Annotated in this window: 14 protein-coding genes and 1 tRNA gene; 6 read left to right on the top strand and 9 right to left on the bottom strand. The window is 40.4% G+C overall.

Annotated elements, in window-relative coordinates; translation table 11 throughout:
• Nucleotides 1–79 precede the first annotated feature (79 nt).
• The 3 genes from AAEZ00_RS17225 to folB form a co-directional block, all read right to left on the bottom strand.
• Nucleotides 80–880, bottom strand: coding sequence for an undecaprenyl-diphosphate phosphatase (locus tag AAEZ00_RS17225; RefSeq protein WP_101034485.1), 801 nt, complete (start codon nucleotides 878–880; stop codon nucleotides 80–82).
• Between the two features lie 23 nt (nucleotides 881–903).
• The gene (gene folK / locus AAEZ00_RS17220; protein WP_101034484.1) at nucleotides 904–1,431 is read right to left on the bottom strand and encodes a 2-amino-4-hydroxy-6-hydroxymethyldihydropteridine diphosphokinase; all 528 of its coding nucleotides are present in this window, start codon (nucleotides 1,429–1,431) and stop codon (nucleotides 904–906) included.
• Between the two features lie 237 nt (nucleotides 1,432–1,668).
• Nucleotides 1,669–2,022, bottom strand: coding sequence for a dihydroneopterin aldolase (folB, locus tag AAEZ00_RS17215; RefSeq protein ID WP_101034483.1), 354 nt, complete (start codon nucleotides 2,020–2,022; stop codon nucleotides 1,669–1,671).
• 280 nt (nucleotides 2,023–2,302) lie between these two features.
• Between folB and plsY the strand changes: the two genes are divergently transcribed.
• Nucleotides 2,303–2,896: a glycerol-3-phosphate 1-O-acyltransferase PlsY gene (gene plsY, locus AAEZ00_RS17210; protein WP_372491467.1), complete on the top strand. Its 594-nt coding sequence runs from the start codon at nucleotides 2,303–2,305 to the stop codon at nucleotides 2,894–2,896.
• A gap of 65 nt (nucleotides 2,897–2,961) precedes the next feature.
• On the opposite strand, the gene tsaD is transcribed toward plsY, so the two are convergent.
• Nucleotides 2,962–3,978, bottom strand: coding sequence for a tRNA (adenosine(37)-N6)-threonylcarbamoyltransferase complex transferase subunit TsaD (gene tsaD / locus AAEZ00_RS17205; protein ID WP_124012268.1), 1,017 nt, complete (start codon nucleotides 3,976–3,978; stop codon nucleotides 2,962–2,964).
• Nucleotides 3,979–4,491: 513 nt separating this feature from the next.
• On the opposite strand from tsaD, the gene rpsU reads away from it, so the two are divergent.
• The 4 genes from rpsU (at nucleotide 4,492) to rpoD (ending at nucleotide 8,943) form a co-directional block, all read left to right on the top strand.
• Nucleotides 4,492–4,707: a 30S ribosomal protein S21 gene (gene rpsU / locus AAEZ00_RS17200; protein ID WP_006080725.1), complete on the top strand. Its 216-nt coding sequence runs from the start codon at nucleotides 4,492–4,494 to the stop codon at nucleotides 4,705–4,707.
• 7 nt (nucleotides 4,708–4,714) lie between these two features.
• Complete coding sequence (locus tag AAEZ00_RS17195) at nucleotides 4,715–5,158, top strand: GatB/YqeY domain-containing protein (protein WP_101034480.1); 444 nt, start codon at nucleotides 4,715–4,717, stop codon at nucleotides 5,156–5,158.
• Between the two features lie 89 nt (nucleotides 5,159–5,247).
• On the top strand, nucleotides 5,248–6,972 hold the full coding sequence (dnaG, locus tag AAEZ00_RS17190) for a DNA primase (protein ID WP_101034479.1): 1,725 nt from the start codon (nucleotides 5,248–5,250) through the stop codon (nucleotides 6,970–6,972).
• Between the two features lie 150 nt (nucleotides 6,973–7,122).
• Nucleotides 7,123–8,943 (top strand): RNA polymerase sigma factor RpoD, encoded by a 1,821-nt coding sequence (rpoD, locus tag AAEZ00_RS17185; RefSeq protein WP_101034478.1) that lies wholly within the window; start codon nucleotides 7,123–7,125, stop codon nucleotides 8,941–8,943.
• Between the two features lie 400 nt (nucleotides 8,944–9,343).
• On the opposite strand, the gene AAEZ00_RS17180 is transcribed toward rpoD, so the two are convergent.
• Complete coding sequence (locus AAEZ00_RS17180; RefSeq protein WP_335687774.1) at nucleotides 9,344–12,184, bottom strand: FAD-binding and (Fe-S)-binding domain-containing protein; 2,841 nt, start codon at nucleotides 12,182–12,184, stop codon at nucleotides 9,344–9,346.
• Nucleotides 12,185–13,122: 938 nt separating this feature from the next.
• Between AAEZ00_RS17180 and AAEZ00_RS17175 the strand changes: the two genes are divergently transcribed.
• Nucleotides 13,123–13,199 (top strand) — tRNA-Ile (locus tag AAEZ00_RS17175).
• Between the two features lie 200 nt (nucleotides 13,200–13,399).
• Here the strand turns inward: AAEZ00_RS17175 and AAEZ00_RS17170 are convergent.
• The 4 genes from AAEZ00_RS17170 to AAEZ00_RS17155 all read right to left on the bottom strand — a co-directional run bounded on the left by AAEZ00_RS17170 (nucleotide 13,400) and on the right by AAEZ00_RS17155 (nucleotide 19,505).
• Entirely contained in the window at nucleotides 13,400–14,347 is a 948-nt protein-coding gene (locus AAEZ00_RS17170; RefSeq protein WP_351078154.1) for a hypothetical protein, read from the bottom strand.
• Between the two features lie 279 nt (nucleotides 14,348–14,626).
• A complete protein-coding gene (locus AAEZ00_RS17165) occupies nucleotides 14,627–15,160 on the bottom strand; it encodes a hypothetical protein (protein WP_351078157.1) in 534 nt (177 codons plus the stop codon).
• Between the two features lie 236 nt (nucleotides 15,161–15,396).
• Complete coding sequence (locus AAEZ00_RS17160) at nucleotides 15,397–17,370, bottom strand: nuclease-related domain-containing DEAD/DEAH box helicase (protein ID WP_351078160.1); 1,974 nt, start codon at nucleotides 17,368–17,370, stop codon at nucleotides 15,397–15,399.
• Nucleotides 17,371–18,923: 1,553 nt separating this feature from the next.
• Complete coding sequence (locus tag AAEZ00_RS17155) at nucleotides 18,924–19,505, bottom strand: hypothetical protein (protein ID WP_351078163.1); 582 nt, start codon at nucleotides 19,503–19,505, stop codon at nucleotides 18,924–18,926.
• Nucleotides 19,506–19,660: the final 155 nt, after the last annotated feature.

Here is a 19,660-nt window from a genome sequence, read left to right as displayed (position 1 = left end):
CATAGCAAATCTCACTTCTAGTCTTGATTTATACTATAAGAATAAGCCAAAACTGACTCAGATGCATAGGCATGTTATCTTAAATATAGAGCAATCCAAGCAACACTGCACCAAGAGCAAGACGATATAACACAAACGGTGTCATACCTATTTTGCTAATAAACTTTAAAAAGAAATGGATACATAAGTACGCAGCAAAAAATGATACGACAATCCCTAAACCAAGTGCTTGATAATCAATCGGGTCTGGACTACTGACTAAGTCTTTAGTCACCAATAACGCTGCCCCAAAGCTCACGGGTACAGACATGAGAAATGAAAATCGAGCAGCCGCTTCACGCGTCAAGCCTAACATCAGTGCTGCCGTCATCGTGGCACCAGAACGTGAAGTACCTGGAATTAATGCCATTGCTTGAGCAATACCAATTAATAGCGCCTTTTTCCAACCCATTTGAAATTCACTTAACTGGGCTTTTGACATTCTATCGGCTAGCCACAACAGTAAGCCAAAGAAAATGGTGGTTATCGCGATAACCAAGGTATTTCTAAAATGCGTTTCAATAAATTCTTTTGCGGTAAATCCCACAATCACAGCGGGGATAGTAGCCAAAATTATCCACCACGCCAGTTTACTTTCTTGAGTTTGTTGCTTGCTGGCTAAGCTGGTAAACCATGCCTTAGCCAGTGCGATAATCTCGTAACGGAAATAAATAATCACCGCAAATAAAGAGCCTGTATTGACCGCTACATCAAATGATAAACCTTGATCTGCCCAACCTAAAATTTGTGATGGTAAAATTAAATGTGCCGAGCTAGAAATCGGCAAAAACTCTGTAAGCCCTTGAATTAATGCCAGCAGAATAACTTGAAACGTTTCCATATTTGTCCTTGTTAGAGATTAACTTATCGAGTAATTATTAACGGATTAGTCGCTAATAATTCTGCTGGGAACTCAAATGCGATAGGCCATAATTGCTGACACTGTTTATCGTAATGCTGCCAAAGTATTTGATAGGTTTGTAACGTCACCGGATGACATAAGTTAGGAACTAACTCTGCCAAAGGCCATAATACAAACGCATTAAACAAAATTTCGCCTCGGGGTAATTCAACGGGGATTTCACAAATAACATCGTCATACAGCAACAAGTCAATATCAAGACTTCTTGGGCTAAATTTTTTCTCGCCTCTAATACGGCCGTTATCTTGTTCAATTTGTTTAAATGTTGCCACAACCTCTGTAATCGATAACTCGGTATCGGCGGCCGCCACCATATTTAAAAAATTAGTGCCTTTAAATCCTACCGATTCACTCTCAAAAACGCGCGATAACTGTAACGGGCCAAAATGTTTCTGTAAATCAACCAAACCGGCTCTAAGATGTTGCGCAGGCGAAATATTCGTGCCTAAGCTAATGTAAATACGTGCCATTGACTGACCTAATGCTAAACAATAAAAAGAAAATAAGACTTAAATAACCTGATCTCGGGATAAGAGATGAAAATATAATGATAAAGATAAATCTTAGTCATTATATCTATCAAACTTGCCATTTGTTTTACTAACAAGGCGAATTAACGCGTCAATAGTGAGTCTATTGCAAGTTGATTCAACACCGTTAGGAAGGCAAAGGGCTGTTTGAGAGTCGTTTGTTATCCCGAGTTCAGGTTAAATACTGCCGCGTTCAATCTCAACACCGACAGAAACGGCATGGGGTATTGCCCCAGGTTTCATCACCACGACTTTAACCCACGGCACATTAAATTCATCTTGCAAGCAATGGGCGATCATTTCGGCAACCGTTTCAATCAGATCAATCGGATTTTCAGTAATTAACGTCGTTAAACGATTTGATACCGTTTCATAACACAATGCATGTTGGTAATTATCACTGGCAGCCGCAAGACGATTATCCCACGCCATATCTAAATCGATGAGTAATGTTTGATGAAGTTTTTTTTCCCACTCATAGATACCAATAATGGTCTCTATCGCTAACTGACGGATGAGTACTTTATCCATATAAATTCCTACCTTAATCGACGCAAAAAAACCACAAGATCACTCTAAACAAACTTTATTACCGATTATATGCTTAATAATCCACATTTAAGCTTTTTCCTAATGAGTTAACGCAGTAGGATAGGCGCTATTATGCAATTAACATCAATCAAATCTTTAATGTTAACGCAAAGGCGGCTTTAGTGGTTACTGAAAATCACTTGTCTTGCAAATGAATGCGCGATGATACCCTAAGAAGAGTAAGGAAACCAATTTGAACGCCGTTACCGTCACCATTTTGATGATCATTGCCGCCTACCTAGCGGGTTCGATCTCAAGTGCCGTACTGGTTTGTAAAATAAGAGGTTTACCCGATCCAAGAACCAGCGGTTCTGGCAATCCCGGTGCCACTAATGTGCTACGCATTGGTGGAGTAAGTTCTGCTGCTATGGTACTTTTTTTCGATATGCTCAAAGGCGCTCTGCCTTCTTTTCTGGGCTACAAAATGGGACTTGATGCCGTATCATTAGGTTTTATTGCTGTCAGCGCCTGCTTAGGGCATATATTGCCGATATTTTTTGGTTTCAAAGGGGGTAAAGGTGTTGCGACAGCCTTTGGTGCGATGGCGCCCATTGGTGGTGATTTAGCAATATGCCTAATCCTGACTTGGATTGTATTTTTGCTTTTAACACGTTATTCATCTGTTGCAGCAATGGCAACCGCCACCTTAGCGCCCTTGTATACTTGGTGGTTAGACGAACGCTTTATTCTTCCGGTCGCCATGTTGTCAACCCTGATTTTAATCCGCCACAAAGACAATATTGGCCGTTTACGTCATGGTGAAGAAAGCAAAGTCTCACGAAAAAAAGCGATAAAAAAACCCAATACCAACTAGTATTAGGTTTTCTATGGATTTGAAGATCAGAACAATCATTTAAATCAGTCGCATAAACTTATCGGTTAATCAACCGCAGGTAACGTATCCAAAGGCCAACGAGGTTGACCTTTAACGGCAAGTTCTTCTATATGTCCAGCACGTAACCGTTGTAATCCAGCATAAGCAATCATCGCACCATTGTCGGTACAAAACTTCCCACGAGGATAATACACTTGACCGCCTAAACTAGTCATCATCTCAGCCAATGACTCTCGTAAGCGCGTATTAGCACTCACACCACCAGCAATCACCAAACGGGTATAACCCGTCTGTTTCAAGGCACGTTTACATTTTATGGCTAGGGTATCAACAACGGCTTCTTCAAATGCACGAGCAATATTAGCACGTGTCTGTTCATCATCAGGCTCTTTAGCAATTGTATTTGCCGTAAATGTTTTTAATCCAGAAAAACTAAAATCTAATCCTGGTCTATCCGTCATCGGACGCGGAAATTTATACCCTGCAGGCACGCCTTTTTGGGCTAATTTAGCTAACCGTGGACCACCCGGATAATCTAAACCCATTAGTTTGGCGGTCTTATCGAAAGCTTCGCCTGCAGCATCATCAAGAGATTCACCTAACACTTGATACCGGCCAATGCCTTCAACTTGTACTAGCATTGAATGGCCGCCAGACACTAATAAGGCTAAAAAAGGAAATTCTGGAGCGTTATCTTCCAGCATGGGCGCTAATAAATGCCCTTCCATATGATGTACACCGATTGCCGGCTTGTTCCACGCATAGGCCAACGAACGCCCCACACAAGCCCCAACAAGCAATGCACCCATTAACCCAGGCCCCTTGGTGTACGCCACACCATCGATATCATCTACACTCGAATTTGCTTCGGATAAAGCCTGTTTAATTAATGGCACAATTTTACGAACATGATCACGAGAGGCAAGCTCAGGCACAACACCACCGTAATCGGCGTGCAATTTAACTTGGCTATATAGCACATCTGACAACAGGCCCAATTTATCGTCATAGACTGCAACCCCAGTCTCGTCACAAGATGTCTCAATACCGATAACCCGCATAATCTCTCGTCTTCATTAAAAATATGGACGCTAATTCTACCCGTCTCAGCGTAAATACTCCAATGTTTCAGTATTTGATCTCAACTCGGGATTTGATCTCAACTCAGTATTTGAGATCCGCTCGGGATTTGAGATCAACAAACTGTTTTGAATGAGCTAACATTGACTATTTTGATCTCAAACTTGAATTTTAGGCTGATAACAAGACGAATTTATGCGTCAATAGCAAGTCTACAGCCAGTAGATTCAAGACCTCTATTGGCGCAAACGGCTGTATGATATGCATTTGTTATCTCCAGTGGCGACTATTTAAGCCAATAACGTTTTATAAAATCTTAAAAATGAAACTGTTACACCTTAGCTAAAGAGAAAATCAATCAGGGGTTTACAAATGGTCGTCGCTCGGTGTAAAATTCCGCACCATTTTGAATAGCCTTTGGTTTGAGCTAAATCACTAAAAATGTTTAGTCGATTTAGTCATCCAGCATAACTACACCTAAGGGGTGATGGCGTATGCCAATAATTAAAGTACGTGAAAACGAACCATTCGACGTAGCTCTTCGTCGTTTCAAGCGCTCTTGTGAAAAAGCTGGAATTCTAGCTGACGTGCGTGCTCGTGAATTCTACGAGAAGCCTACTACTGCCCGTAAGCGTGCAAAAGCAGCTGCAGTTAAGCGTCTAGCAAAGAAGCTTTCTCGCGAAAACGCACGTCGCGTACGTTTATATTAATCTCATTATGAACTTAACCGATCAGCTAAAAGACCAAATGAAAGATGCTATGCGTGCTAAAGAAAAAGTGCGCTTAGGAACAATTCGTATGGCGCTTTCTGCCATCAAGCAGATTGAAGTGGATACCCGCGAAACTCTGACTGATGAGCAGACAATAGCTGTATTAACCAAAATGGTAAAACAACGCCGAGATTCGATTGCTCAATATGAAGCCGCGAATCGTCCGGAGTTGGCCGCAGCAGAAGCAGAACAAATTCGAGTTATCGAAGACTTTTTGCCTACGCCGCTAACCGAAGATGAAGTTGCAGCGATTATCGATGCAACGATCATTGACGTTGGTGCGGCATCCATGGCGGATATGGGTAAAGTAATGGGAGCATTAAAATCTAAAGTTCAAGGCCGTGCAGATATGAGTGCCATTGGTACAATGATCCGCGCTAAATTGAAGTAATCAAGTTTTAATGTTGAATAAGCCGTGCACTTGCACGGCTTGTTTGTTTTAATCAGTTGATAAAGTAAATTCGAGAACAACAGCAATCAATGGCGATACCTCGTGATTTTATCAATGAGCTAATAGCTCGAATAGACATAGTCGATCTAATTGATCGTAAAGTCCCGTTGAAAAAAGCCGGTAAGAATCACTCGGCTTGCTGCCCTTTTCATAGCGAAAAATCACCCTCTTTTACCGTCAGCAGAGATAAACAGTTTTATCATTGTTTTGGTTGCGGTGTTCATGGCAATGCCATTGATTTTGTCATGGAATATGATCGACTAGAATTTATTGACGCCATTGAAGAGCTTGCAGGTCAACTTGGTCTTGCCGTACCACGGGAGCAAGGCACAGGGAAAAGACCCGACCAAGGATTAAGTCGCGATTTATATGAACTGATGGAAGAAGCCAATCTCTTCTATCAAAGCCAACTTAGGCAGCATACAGACAAACAAAAAGTTGTTGATTACCTAGAGTTCAGAGGTTTATCAAATGACGTTGTTGAACAATTTGGTATCGGGTTTGCCCCCGATGGTTGGGATGGTTTATTGGGTCGTTACCGGCAAAATTTGCCCGCCCAAGATAAATTACTGACAGCAGGCATGCTTATTGCCAATGATAGCGGTAAACGCTATGACCGTTTTCGCGACAGATTAATGTTCCCAATACGCGATCGTCGCGGTCGTGTTGTGGGATTTGGCGGTAGAGTTTTGGGTGACGGTACCCCAAAGTACTTGAATTCGCCAGAAACGCCCATATTTCATAAGGGTAATGAACTTTATGGTTTATATGAGTTAAAGCAAAAACACCGTGATCCACAGCATGTGTTAATTGTTGAAGGATATATGGATGTCGTCGCACTCGCCCAATTTGGGGTTGATTATGCGGTTGCATCTTTAGGGACTTCGACTACTGCTGAACAATTTCAGCTTTTAGTGCGTAGTGCAAAACAGGTGGTCTGTTGTTATGACGGCGACCGTGCAGGCCGCGAAGCTGCTTGGCGTGCACTCGAAACAGCATTGCCACTGTTAAAACCGGGTGATCAAGTCAAGTTTATGTTTCTACCGCAAGGTGAAGACCCAGACACTATGGTCCGCAAAATTGGTAAAGAAGCATTTGAAGCCTTAATGCAAAAAGCCATGTTACTACCCGAGTTTTTGTTTGACACATTAAGTGCTAACCACGGGACAGATAAAGGGGCATTAGCCAAGCAAGCAATCTCGCTAATTGAAAAGGTACAAGATACCGTCCTACAAAATTTATTGCTAGAAAATCTGGCACACAAGTTAGGCATGAACAGTGCCGATGACTTGAAAAAGAAGTTAGGTTTTTCTGCAAAACAGAAACCATTAAATGCGAAAGGCTTACAAGGTCGTGGCACGCCATTAAGATTGGCTATTGGCCTCCTGATCCAAAACCCAAGTTTAGGCTTTGGTTTGGCAAAACAGCCAGCACTAGATCGATTACAAATGACCGGCATAGAATTGCTAAATCATTTGTTAGATATAACTCGAGAGCAAACGTTAAACAGCGCACAACTACTTGAAATGCATAGAGAGCATCAGAAAAAAAGCACTCTAATTAAGCTAGCCCAATGGGAACATCAAGTGGCGGATGAAAACGTATTGCCAGAGTTTAAGCAAACCCTGATTTGGTTAAACAACCAATATATTGAACAACGATATCAGGAATTGAGTCTCAAACAGGCTTTAACGAAAGTTGAAAAAATGCAGCTAAAAAAGCTGATTTCGATAATGAAAGGCATAGCGAAGTAATACGCAATTTATTCGTCAAGAATGTGCGTACAAACATTGCCATGGACTAGCTAAGGTTAGCCCATACAGCTATAATTGACGATTTGCGCGCCACTTAGTAAAGCTAACTGGCCTATCGTTTTAACAGTTACCCAAAATTGGATGATATCTATGGATCACACTCCGCAGTCGCAACTTAAACTGTTGCTCGCTAAAGGTAAAGAGCAAGGTTACTTAACCTATGCAGAAGTGAACGACCACTTACCTGCAGACATGGTCGATTCCGATCAGATTGAAGATATTATCCAGATGATAAATGACATGGGTATCCGCGTTTTTGAACAAGCGCCAGATGCCGATGACATGATGATGTCGGAAGACAACACAGACGAAGATGCTGCAGAAGAAGCAGCGGCAGCTCTCGCAACCGTAGAAAGTGAGTTAGGCCGAACCACAGACCCTGTCCGCATGTACATGCGCGAAATGGGCACGGTAGAGCTACTTACCCGCGAAGGCGAAATTGTTATTGCTAAACGTATTGAAGAAGGTATTAACACTGTACAGAGTTCTGTCAGTGAATACCCTCAAGCGATCGCAATGATCTTAGAGCAATTCGATAAGTATGAAGCTGAAGAATTGCGCTTGTCTGATATTATCTCTGGATTTATCAATCCTGACGACGATGACGTCGCACCTACTGCCACCAATGTTGGTTCTGAATTGGCTGACAATAAAAAAGATGATGATGACGACGATGATGAAGAGGAAGAAGGCAACAAAGGGCCTGATCCTGAACAAGCCAAAGAAAAATTCACTCAACTCAGAGAAGCCTACGAAAAAAGCTTAGGTATTATTGCTGAAAAAGGCCGTGATCATCCTGAAGCGATAGGCTCATTATTTGTTATCGGTGAATTATTCAAAGAATTCCGCTTAATCCCTAAACAATTTGACCGTTTAGTCAAAAGCATGCGCAGCATGATGGATCGCGTACGAATTCAAGAACGGTTAGTCATTAAGCTTAGTGTTGAACAAGCTAAGATGCCAAAGAAAAACTTTATTAAAGCATTCACCGGCAATGAAACAAACTTAGATTGGTTTAACAAAGAAAAAGCAAGCACCAAGCCTTATGCTGAAGGTTTGCGGATGATCACCGATGACGTAACGCGTTGTGTGACAAAGTTGGGGGCTATTGAAGTCGAAACCGACTTAACCATCGCAGGCATTAAAGACATTAACCGTCGCATGTCTATCGGTGAAGCGAAAGCTCGTCGTGCGAAAAAAGAAATGGTTGAAGCTAACTTACGTTTGGTTATTTCTATTGCCAAAAAGTACACCAACCGTGGTTTACAGTTCTTGGATTTAATTCAAGAAGGTAACATTGGTTTGATGAAGGCCGTAGATAAGTTCGAATACCGTCGTGGTTATAAGTTTTCGACGTATGCAACGTGGTGGATCCGTCAGGCAATCACCCGTTCAATTGCTGACCAAGCACGTACTATTCGTATTCCAGTACACATGATCGAAACGATCAACAAGTTGAACCGTATTTCTCGTCAAATGCTTCAAGAAATGGGCCGAGAGCCGTCTCCTGAAGAATTAGCAGAACGTATGATGATGCCTGAAGATAAAATTCGTAAGGTACTGAAAATTGCTAAAGAGCCAATCTCAATGGAAACCCCAATCGGTGACGATGAAGATTCGCATCTGGGTGATTTTATCGAGGACACGACGCTGGAGTTACCACTAGACTCAGCAACTAGCGAAAGTCTTAAGAACGCCACACACGAAGTCTTAGCAGGCCTAACCGCTCGTGAAGCAAAAGTACTGCGTATGCGTTTTGGTATCGATATGAATACAGACCACACCTTAGAAGAAGTGGGTAAGCAATTTGATGTAACACGTGAACGTATTCGTCAAATTGAAGCCAAAGCGTTACGTAAGTTACGTCACCCTTCTCGCTCTGAAATATTAAAGTCTTTCCTAGACGAGTAAACTGACGGTTTAGTCTTTTATGACCATGAAAACCCAGCATATGCTGGGTTTTTTTATTTGCATTCTAATCTACGCGGCACAATGACTTATCAGATTAAGCCTAAATGCTCATGCCTATGCCCATGCAAAGATATAGCCTTCACAACACTCTCTTGACGACATTTTAAAAAAACTATCCGCATTAGTTCATGTTGGTCAAAGCATGCCATCAATCAGATAGTCAAGTGACTTGAACGATGATATTTTAAAAAAACTATCCGCATTAGTTCATGTTGGTCAACACATGCCATCGATGAGATCGTCAAGTGACGTGAGCGATGATAATTCAATTGTTCCTGCAAACTTAAGATAAAAAAAGCCCACGCTATTGCGTGGGCTAATCAAGGATGAAATCAGCGGTTTATTGCTGTTTTCTGCTCGCGGCTTTATCAAGAAGCGTTAAGATGTTTTTATATGGAATACCCGAGTGCGTCGTTAAACCAACATCACAGGTTGCAGATACTGAGTAACCATGGGTACAACCTTTATCTTTGGTCTCTTCTTTTAAATGACGAAGTCCATGTTCATTAAGCTCAGGGTAATTCATACCGCGGTTGCCCGCCATACCACAACAACCTACATTCTCTGGCACCACTACTTCAGTGGCGCAAAGCTTGGCAAGTTCAGTTAATTTGCCTGCCATACCGAGCTTACGCGTGGTACAGGTTGGGTGAACAGCTACTTTTTCAACAACTTTGTTTATTTGCATACGGTCAACCATGAATTCAAAAGCAAACTCTTCAGGGCCATACATCTGCAAACGGCTATCACAAGCACGGCGCATCCGCTCAAGACAAGCAGTGGTTGCCACTAGGATAGGATACTCACCATTATTAGAGGCTTTTAACAACCACACCGAGAGTTCATCAGACTTACGGTCGGCCGCATCATCATGACCATAAGACTCCCAAGGTTGCCCACAGCATAAACCTTTGGTTTTCTCACCTAGAATTATCTCAATATTGGCCTTTTCAAATAGGCTCACGATGGTTTCGGGTAAAGAGCGCTGATCGTCATGTTTAGCACTAGTGCCCATCATGCGGTTCAAACATGCAGGGAAGTACACGGCTTTCATGTCACCATTGGTTTTGCGAGTTGGCAAGGCTTTGCCTCGTGTCGGCATCCCTTCAGTCCATAACGGCACCGGCATACCTGGCATAACTTTACGCACGATTTTGGTTATAGCGCCCATACCAGACTCGCCAATCACTTTACGGGTAATATCGGTGGCACCTAACGCAAATCGAGCGACCGATTCCATAGTGCCAAAACGATCGGCAGTGAAATCAGAAATTTTCTTATCCATATTGCTGGCCCCTTCGGCTCGCAATACCTTCATATATTTACCGGTATCAATCGCCATTGGACAACCGAGTTTACACAGGCCATCTGCAGCACAGGTGTCAATAGCAAAGTAAGGATAGTCCTTTTTCAGCGCCGCCAAGACATCAGGCTCGTTGCCCGTGGCTTCTAGCGTTTTCATCACGCGCGCAACGGCGGTACGTTGGCGTGGAGACAGGGTTAAACCATGAGCCACACAATGCGGTTCACAAAATCCACACTCAATACATTTATCCACAATACTATGCACTGCTGGCATAGGCTTAAAGCCTTTAGCATGGCAAAGTGGGTCGTCATTAATGATGACGCCAGGGTTTAAAATACCGTTTGGATCAAGCGTATTCTTGACTCGCTTCATCAAGTCATAGACTGCTGTGCCCCATTCTTTTTCAACGAAGGCAGCCATACCAAATCCGGTGCCATGCTCTGCCTTAAGCGAGCCGTCATATCCCACAACAAGATCACACATCCCTTGCATAAAGCCTTCAAAACGATCCACTTCAGCTTTAGAGGAGAAGTCTTGTGCGAAAATAACGTGATAGTTACCTTCAAGTGCGTGACCATAAATCACCGCATCATCATAACCATGGGCAAAAGATAAGTTTTGTAAATCTATGGTTGCCTGCGGCAACACTTCAATTGGGAAGGCTATATCTTCGATAATACAAGACGTGCCGACCGGACGCATTGAACCTGCGAGCGGGAAAATCGCCTTACGAATAGCCCACATATTGGTAATTACAGCAGGATCTTGGGTGAACTCGACGTCATGATACAAACCATGTTTTGCCATAATCGCTGACATTTTAGCAACGTTGGCATCGATCTGCTTTTGGTTATCGCCAAAGGTCTCGAATAATACGGCCGTCACATCTTTGTGCACATTGTTTAAGAAGTCTGGTGTTTCATACTTAGACTGGGCAACAGCTTTCAGAGCGAAGTTATCTAACAACTCCGCCGCGTTGGTCTCTTTGAAGGCATCTCGTCGCAGCTCAACAATCGCCTCACAAGCACCGCGAAGTGAATCGAAATAAACCATAGACGACGCAGAGAATTTGTTTTTCACCACACTTTTCATGGTGATTTCTGATAAGAAGCCGAGCGCACCTTCCGAGCCAACCATTAAGTGTAAGATAATGTCGATAGGGTCTTGATGATCAACAAATGAATTCATACCAAAGCCAGTCACGTTTTTAATCGAGTACTTACGCTTGATACGACTAACTAATTCTTTATCAGCCATGATTTCGTCACGAATGGCTTCAATGCCTTTGATCATCTCAGGGTGATGTTTTTTAAACACTTGACGACTTTGCTTGCTTGCGGTGTCTAAAATCGAACCATCAGCAAATATAATTCGAGCAGAGTCAATTAACTGATAAGAGTTATGGTGCGTACCACAGTTCATACCAGAAGCATTATTAGCCACAATACCACCGGCCATCGCCGAGGCAATCGTGGCCGGATCGGGACCAAACTTCCATCCCAGAGGAGCCAGTGCACCATTAAGTCTAGAGCCAATCACTCCGGGCTGCATTTGTACCTTCTTGCCGCCCTCTAACACCTTAAAATTATTCCAATGAAGACCTGCGACCATCAGAACTGAATCAGAAATCGCCTGACCACAAAGCGCGGTACCTGCGGCTCTAAATGTCACAGGCGTAGAGCTCTGATAACATTGCGCCAAGACTTTTGACGCCTCAGCTTCATCTTTAGTGTGGACTACCATTTGTGGACGTTTTTGGTAGAAAGAAGCGTCTGTTCCCCATGCCACGCGGCGTATGTAATCGGTATTGACTCTTGAAGGCTCAAGGAGTTGGCCTAGCTTATCTGCAAGCACTTTCAAATTAGATTGCAACATGTGTGTATCCCCATTCATGTCATCTCTATGTGAACAGAGTCCTAGTAGACCCCATCTAAAAAACTTTATGCCGACTACGCATCAAACTTGATGACCTCGACATAACCAAGATGAGCTTTTGGTCAGACGTTCCCGCATGTTCATTTCTACTGATATCATGCAAGCATTTATTCCCACACTATTTAAGACCGCAAATCTACACTCGTGCTTGTGTTGTTGTTACCTTGATTTCAAGCTCAAGCCAATTTTTCGTCTAAAAACAATAAAAATAATTGTCACTTGCATCCATAACCATTCTCGCTATTAAGAAGACATTATTATGGGGCAGTACATGGGTTTACAGACTGACGCAATTACACCTTGACTACCTTTTTAACAGAGATAAACCCAAGATACTGCAAATACTTAAGACCTTAGTCTCAACCTTTAAATCAGCTCGAAATTTGCACGATTAACGTGAGCGCCACCCGCATCTTAAAACACCGTCGCCCCGCATGATCACAAAACTTAACAAAGCAAGCCCAAGTACACACATCGTCATCACAGAACATGCAAAAATATGCGTTACAGCACTACTTAATTGAAGGGGTATTGTTTTTTTTCGCAACATTGTGCCGATACGCTGGCATTGAGAATGGTTCGCATTTGGGACTGACTTTATAGACTCGCTCACACCCGAGATCCATAAGGAATGACATAATCCCTGACCCATTATTTTTCGACCAAAAAAAACCATTAGCCACAACTGTGATCAAAGTATTTATTTCATCTTAAACTGCGACCAATATCTGCCAGAATTTTATTTGATATTTAGTTGCACTGATTAACAGATAACCAGTTGAATCATTTCAACAGAATTCTTGCAAAATCAGAGGTGACAACCACAAATAAACTTCGTATACTGCACACGCTTTCGATAGTGACGACTATCTTAAGTCGGCCCCTTAGCTCAGTTGGTTAGAGCATACGACTCATAATCGTCAGGTCCCCAGTTCGAGTCTGGGAGGGGCCACCAATTAGAAAACAAAAAAGCCCATTGAAAAATGGGCTTTTTTGTGCCTGAAGTAAAATAGTACATTCTAATTGAGCTAGTAAAAAAGTGATGGAAATTAGCCGGGGATCAAATAGGGAACATTTTGCCGACAATTAACTCAGCAATATTTCAACCATTATGTTGTAAAACTCAGCTCAAAATAAGTTGATAGACCTCTAGCGTCAGTCAATACCCAATTCTATTAAGAGCTCACCTGTAAGCTGACTCAATCGTTTGAAGGATTGATCTTGTTTCGGATTCATCTCAATACCAAACAAATTTTTGAAGAAGTGGTTGTGAGTTTTATATAGAAGTAGCTCTTTTTCAATTAGAGGTATGTATTCGTTCATGGTAGTGGTGATATGCTCATTATGCTTTCGAATTGTGAGCAGTTCCGTCTTGGCTTGAGGAAGAAGTTGATATAATTTATCAGTTTCATTAATCAGTTTAGCTTTTTGAATCTCCACCAACTTCACTTTTTTGTAGGCATTCTTAGTCGTAAAGTAAATCATAGGTGCAGCAACTATTCCCCCTAACACCCAAAAACCTCCAGCCATACCTGCACCTCCGGTAGCAAGAGAACCACCACCAAACCAAGCTAAAGTTGCATTGGTAGCAGCAACACCTGAAAGTGATGAAATAGCTGTACCTGTGGAAGCAGAGCCTACGACCGTCACTACACCCCAAGCCCCAAGAGCTGCTGTTCCACCAACTAGACCACCAAATCCCATCCTCATTGAGGTAATACAACCGGTGGAGAACTTTTCATACTGTCGAAGTGTAGGATAAATATTTGTACCGGCTTTGGATTTTAATACCTTTTCAACAGGCTTCAGTGTTTTGTTCAGTTGCTGTAATATATTACCAGTAGCAGATAAGATTTGTTTAGTGCGATTTTCAATTGAAATCAAACTGTCTAGAGTTGGTTTATACATAGCCTCATAAAAATCCAAGTAATGCTTATTTTGCCTCTCCAGTGAGTAAGAACCTCCAAATGAGAAGGCTGCCCCAAGCAACTTGCCAGAGTTTTTTAAGATCCCTCTTTTTGTATCGTTAGGGACAAAGAAGATTTCTTCATATATTTCATCCAGAAACTCAAATGAGCCTTCAGAAATGTGTTGGAGGTTCATTTTTTCACATTTTACAGTGTTCCTATACGCAATCACTGAGTTCTTGGTGATTTGATACTGAGTCAGGTAACGATCTAGATCCGATCTTATAATCATGGCAAAAATAAACTCCACTCCCTAGGTGTAATTAAGCAAAAACACATCGATATTGGGCCCAACTTTTTAGGCATAACCGACAGTTGCTTACCCGACAAAATATCTAGTAGACTTATACAACCAAACGTTTTCCTTTGCTTCATTTCGGCTTATAGGTCTGGATTATATGAATTTACTTTGTACCTAAATATCTTTAGATTTAGGGTTAAGTAAATCTTTATGTTTTTCTTGGTAAAATTTTACCTTCTTATTTATTTCTTCATTTTCCCTTGCGAGTGAATCCTTTTTAGCACTAAGAATTGGCTCTATTGTTTGTTCAGTATTTAACTTGAACACCTTTATGTTTTCAATTAAGTTTTCAGCTTCAACTTTTAATTTTTTTGATGCTTCATCGTCTAATGGTAATTCCATTTTTATTTTTTTAATTAAATTGCTGTTCAAAGCCTCAAAATGAGATAGCTTTACCTTGCTTTTATATAGCATATGGTTAGCTGAAGTACGAAGGGAAATATCTGAATGTATACCCATGGACATCATACGAGAGAAACAATCTAACGTAATACCGATTGAATACAACAATCGCGATGGTTTTTCACTTAATGAGTTCATAAATTTTAAATAAGAATTTTGTTCATCCAATTTTTCTTCCAAAAAAGTGTTTATGTTGGTTTTGCTTTTCACTGCTGATTTAAAAAAAAATTTTAATAACGTTAGCAAAATTTATCCTTCCCCTGGTCTGTTTCATATTTTCTATTGTGACTAAATATAGCTAAGCGCCAGTAAAACCGTATGAACGTTCGATTTTTAGTCAATTATCTAGAACCGGAATTTATTATATTACTTTGTCCATGAATCTATATTCAGAAGGGAAATGTCGTCACTCCAATCATCAAAATCCAATTATTTACTATAGATGTAATTGGTTATATTTTGGCCTCTGATCATTCAAACCATTATCCAACTGCTTCTGTCATGTTACTCTTAAAAAAATCAGAGTATTGACTTTCTTTACTCACATCAAAAACTATCAGATTTTCCACAGAGCGAGTTATAGATGTATACACAATTTCCGGCGTATCTCTCTCATCCATTAGATAGAATACCGTTTTTGATTCTAACCCCTTAAAACTATGAACTGTTGATAGTTTTATTAACCCACTATTTGCATAAAAATGATTCTTTTTTGTTCGACGCGCTAACTCCACATCAGACTTTAATCCCTTATAGCTGTAGATAATTTTTCTCAACTCTTCCTCAGGCATTAATTTTAGATTTTCCAAGGTAGTTATATGACCATATGTAGAAATTAACTGGTGAAGCTCTTGATAAGTTTCAAACATACAGTGAGTCTTTTCAATCCCTTGAAATTTTTCAGCTAACTTTCGAACGAGATAAATGTTAGAGGATAATATAACCACATCATTTGGATTAAAGTTGTTAGCCCTAATCGTTTTTTGAATAAGTTCAAATGATTTATTCACCCAGTCATCAATAAAAAAGTGATAGTCCATAATTTCAAACGTAAGCCCATGCTGCACAAAAATTGTTTCTAACAATTCAGAGTCTGAATATTTTTCGATCAAATACTTTGACTGAAAATCTTTAAAAACTTTGTTGAGAGGTGACTTAAGGCTTGTTCTATATGAGCGCTTTAACTTCTTCCAACGCCCAAACCCTTGAGCTATAACAGCTGCTCGTTCATTATCTCGTCCGTAGATATTCTGTGATTCATCGCCAAATAAAACCATTTCACCATCACTAACGAGAAAGTTATCTCTAAGTATTTTGACCCATTCATTCTCGAAATCTTGTACTTCATCAACTAAAATTGTTTGATAACGTGGTAATGAGTAGTCTTGAAAACTATCTGTTTTATAAAGACGTTCTACCCCATAACGGTCCATGAGTTCACTGATATCCAGTCCTGTTTCATTGATTTGAGAATTGTAGAACTGATGGTAGTTGGTGACAGCAAAGTTTTGCTCATCCCTATAACCTAATATGTCACTAATCCGATCTTTGATAAGATTTTTGAGAGTAATGTTAAAAGTGATTATAAGCACACGATCTTGGTGCCGAGCAAAGGCATTAACAGCTCGTTGAGCAATGATTGTTGTTTTACCACAACCAGCAACGCCCTTGATTTTCTCTTGCCTAATTTCACTCTTTGCCAATTTAGATTGCTTGTCATCCAAAGGCACTGGTTTACCTTGCTTCAAAACATGTTCACATGGCATGAGGCGTCGCTTTAGGTCATCATATACACGTTCATCGAAGAGGACATGGGATTTTGTATTCCTGATTATTTTTACAAAGGATTCTAATCGATCGTCACTAAAAATCATTGATTTATCACGACTTAAATTACGCTTGATATGTGAAAGCACTTGTGATTGGCGCTCGTATTGATCAAACTTGATATGCCCTATTCGGAAGTTTGAATTCAGCTCAGACAACTTTTGTTTTAATTCCTTTTCAGCATGCTGATAAAAATTATCAATCTGATATTTCATTGTGTGATGCAAATAAACATAAGGATGAACCAGATTAAAAAAGTAGCGATTTCTTAACCACTCTAGCCCTAGAACAGGCAGATGTAACTGGTACAAATTTTTCTTGTATTTAAAAGCTTGCGATTGAGGTGATGAAATTTTGGAAGAGCCGCTTGGTGTTTTAACCAACCATTTATTATAACTATCAACCTGATAATTGCTTAAGTTATAGTCTTTAACCTCTATTACAAATATCGCTACGCCTTCTTTTAACAATATAAAATCTGGCCTGTCTCCATCTAAAAAGGGATTGAAAAAAACTTCAAAACTATCATCTAAATGCTCATTAAAATAGTTCAGAAGATGTAACTCCCCCTTCGTAGGTTTAACTTTTAGCCTAGATATGTTTTCAATCGATGGGAAAAATCTAGCCATATATTATTCCTACAAAAAATGGAGTCTAAATAATGCCCCGAAAATTGCAATAGGGCTAATAGGTAATGCAACGTCAGCTGCCACTTCAGCCAGACTTTCACTAGCTACTGTAGTGGAGAAGTCCATTGAATTAGATATTCAGCCTGATGCCAAAGTTTCAGTAACTACTTAATCTAATGTCGCATTATCAATGTCACAAGAATCTATCACCATATGTGACGTCACTGATGACAACAATCGAATTTTTGGGTTTTCAGCTAAGCTTTTATTGACATAACTGACACTACCGGTAACTTTTTGATTTATTTCAACGGCTAAATCGCCACCTTACACACGACATGCCTCTTTGATATCTACATGCACCTAGTCATCGTCACACAATAAACTTGGCGAAGGTGAGATATCTTCAAAATAGACAAAAATTATCATCATCTGATTTATTTACCATAGGCAAGAACAAATTGAACCAACATGTACTCGTACGCATGGACGAGAATGTCATTACAGTGTAAAGCTTCAAATTATTTCAAAAAAGCTTATTCAGTCAGTGTCATTGGATAATTTTTTCTATGATATATCTAATAAATGATATCACTCAAGACTCATAAGACTATGACTTATGTCTTACTTTTATTACTTTTTTGATAAAGTTATAAGCAACATTAAAGTAGTTTGAAAAAAGGCAAATACATTGGGCAGAAAAAAGCATTCCAACTCAAGGATATCTGGCATCCGCAGAAACCTAGAATTTGAAGATTAGCTTAAAGAATTGGCGCGGTTTAATCTCGCCATTGATTTTAAGTTACGGTCGTGTGATTTTGCTTAAAATAAAGGCTCAAGATGTTTCCATAGCAGGAATTTTGATATCCCTTGTAATGGTAAAATAGCATAAGCAGGGCAACCGCATGAGTGTGTATTTTTTGCTCACCATGAATGGTTTCAATATAGAATCACTTCCAATCATTCATGAAGTGATAACATTCCGAACAAATGTAGTTTGATAAACACACTCGATTTGTTCATAACACGTTCGCGGTCTCGCCCTGACAGCATAAGCCTCATTGAGAGGTGCAATTTGAAATAACTGCCAAGTTTCAGCAGCTCCTTTCGCAATGTATATTTCATAACAAATGGATGAATAAATAGGCTCTACTGCTCTTGTTCAATAACAGATGTTCTGTGAGCTGATTGCTGTGCTTGGCTAATAGTCATTCCGCTTAAAAAGACATTTTATCAAAACATACGGTTATTGATATGTTAGTTTATTAACGGCTTACGAGGGTATTAAGATGAAAATTTCCTGATCGATGCTTAATATTCATAATGGTTCTGCTATTTTTGCAGCTAGCCTGCAGCTCGTTCTAGAAATAGTGTCCAAATTCGGCATTAAGCGCTGCTTCGGTGAGCAATTTAATCAGCGAACCTAAGATACTATATTTGCCCAAAAGGCTTTACCCGCATGCAGGGCTTATTCGAAGTAAAAAGGGGCTAATAGTCATTCCTCTGTTGAACATTTTACTGAAACAAAAGAGGTTTTGAGCACTCCCATTATTTTATGATATCTGATTTTCATCCGCAATTGCCAAGATGGCAATGCTTCTAAATTGACGATATGTCACCAACAAGCGCTGGTATGTTTTCTCGTGCATACCTTTTGGCTTAGATTCTTCTGAGTATAGTATGCCTAGTCGCCATCCCAATTTCGCACGGATTTTATCAGCTTTGCGCGCCATACGATCTGAACGGCTTTCATTCTTACTTTGATGGCTTAATTTCAAACAATGTCTGCAGCCAAGTCGATCTGCTATGTAAAGTTTCTTAACTCGCTTGTCGCAATGCAAGTAGGGACACATAAACCATGGCCTCTCGCCACCGAACTGCCCTGCCGTATAAGTTAATGGAACACTATAAACTTCGTCCTTATAATTATCGCCCTGCAGTACAGCATAATAAAACCACACTAAACCTTGTTCTGTTTCACCGTTCACTTCACAATTTTCTGATTCAAACTGCAAAGTAAACTGACAACCATTGGTTAAAGCGCCTGATTTTTTTAAATCGGCCACATCAATACATAGGTAGGATGATGTAACTGCATTGCTATCATGTCGCCTTCCACTTCCAAAGCCACCCATAAATTCGCTCCAGATTTACCGAAATCAACTGAAAAGTACCACCTAACTCACTAGCATTATTTTTAGACGTAACAAACGTAACTGGCGTTACACGTTACAAAAACCATATATGCTCAACATCATCCAGTTATACATTAGGTAATCGCAAAGCATGC

The sequence above is a fragment of the Shewanella sp. S1-49-MNA-CIBAN-0167 genome, assembly GCF_040310145.1.
Taxonomy (GTDB): Bacteria; Pseudomonadota; Gammaproteobacteria; order Enterobacterales; family Shewanellaceae; genus Shewanella; species Shewanella psychromarinicola.
This window is presented reverse-complemented; position numbering and strand designations above follow the sequence as displayed.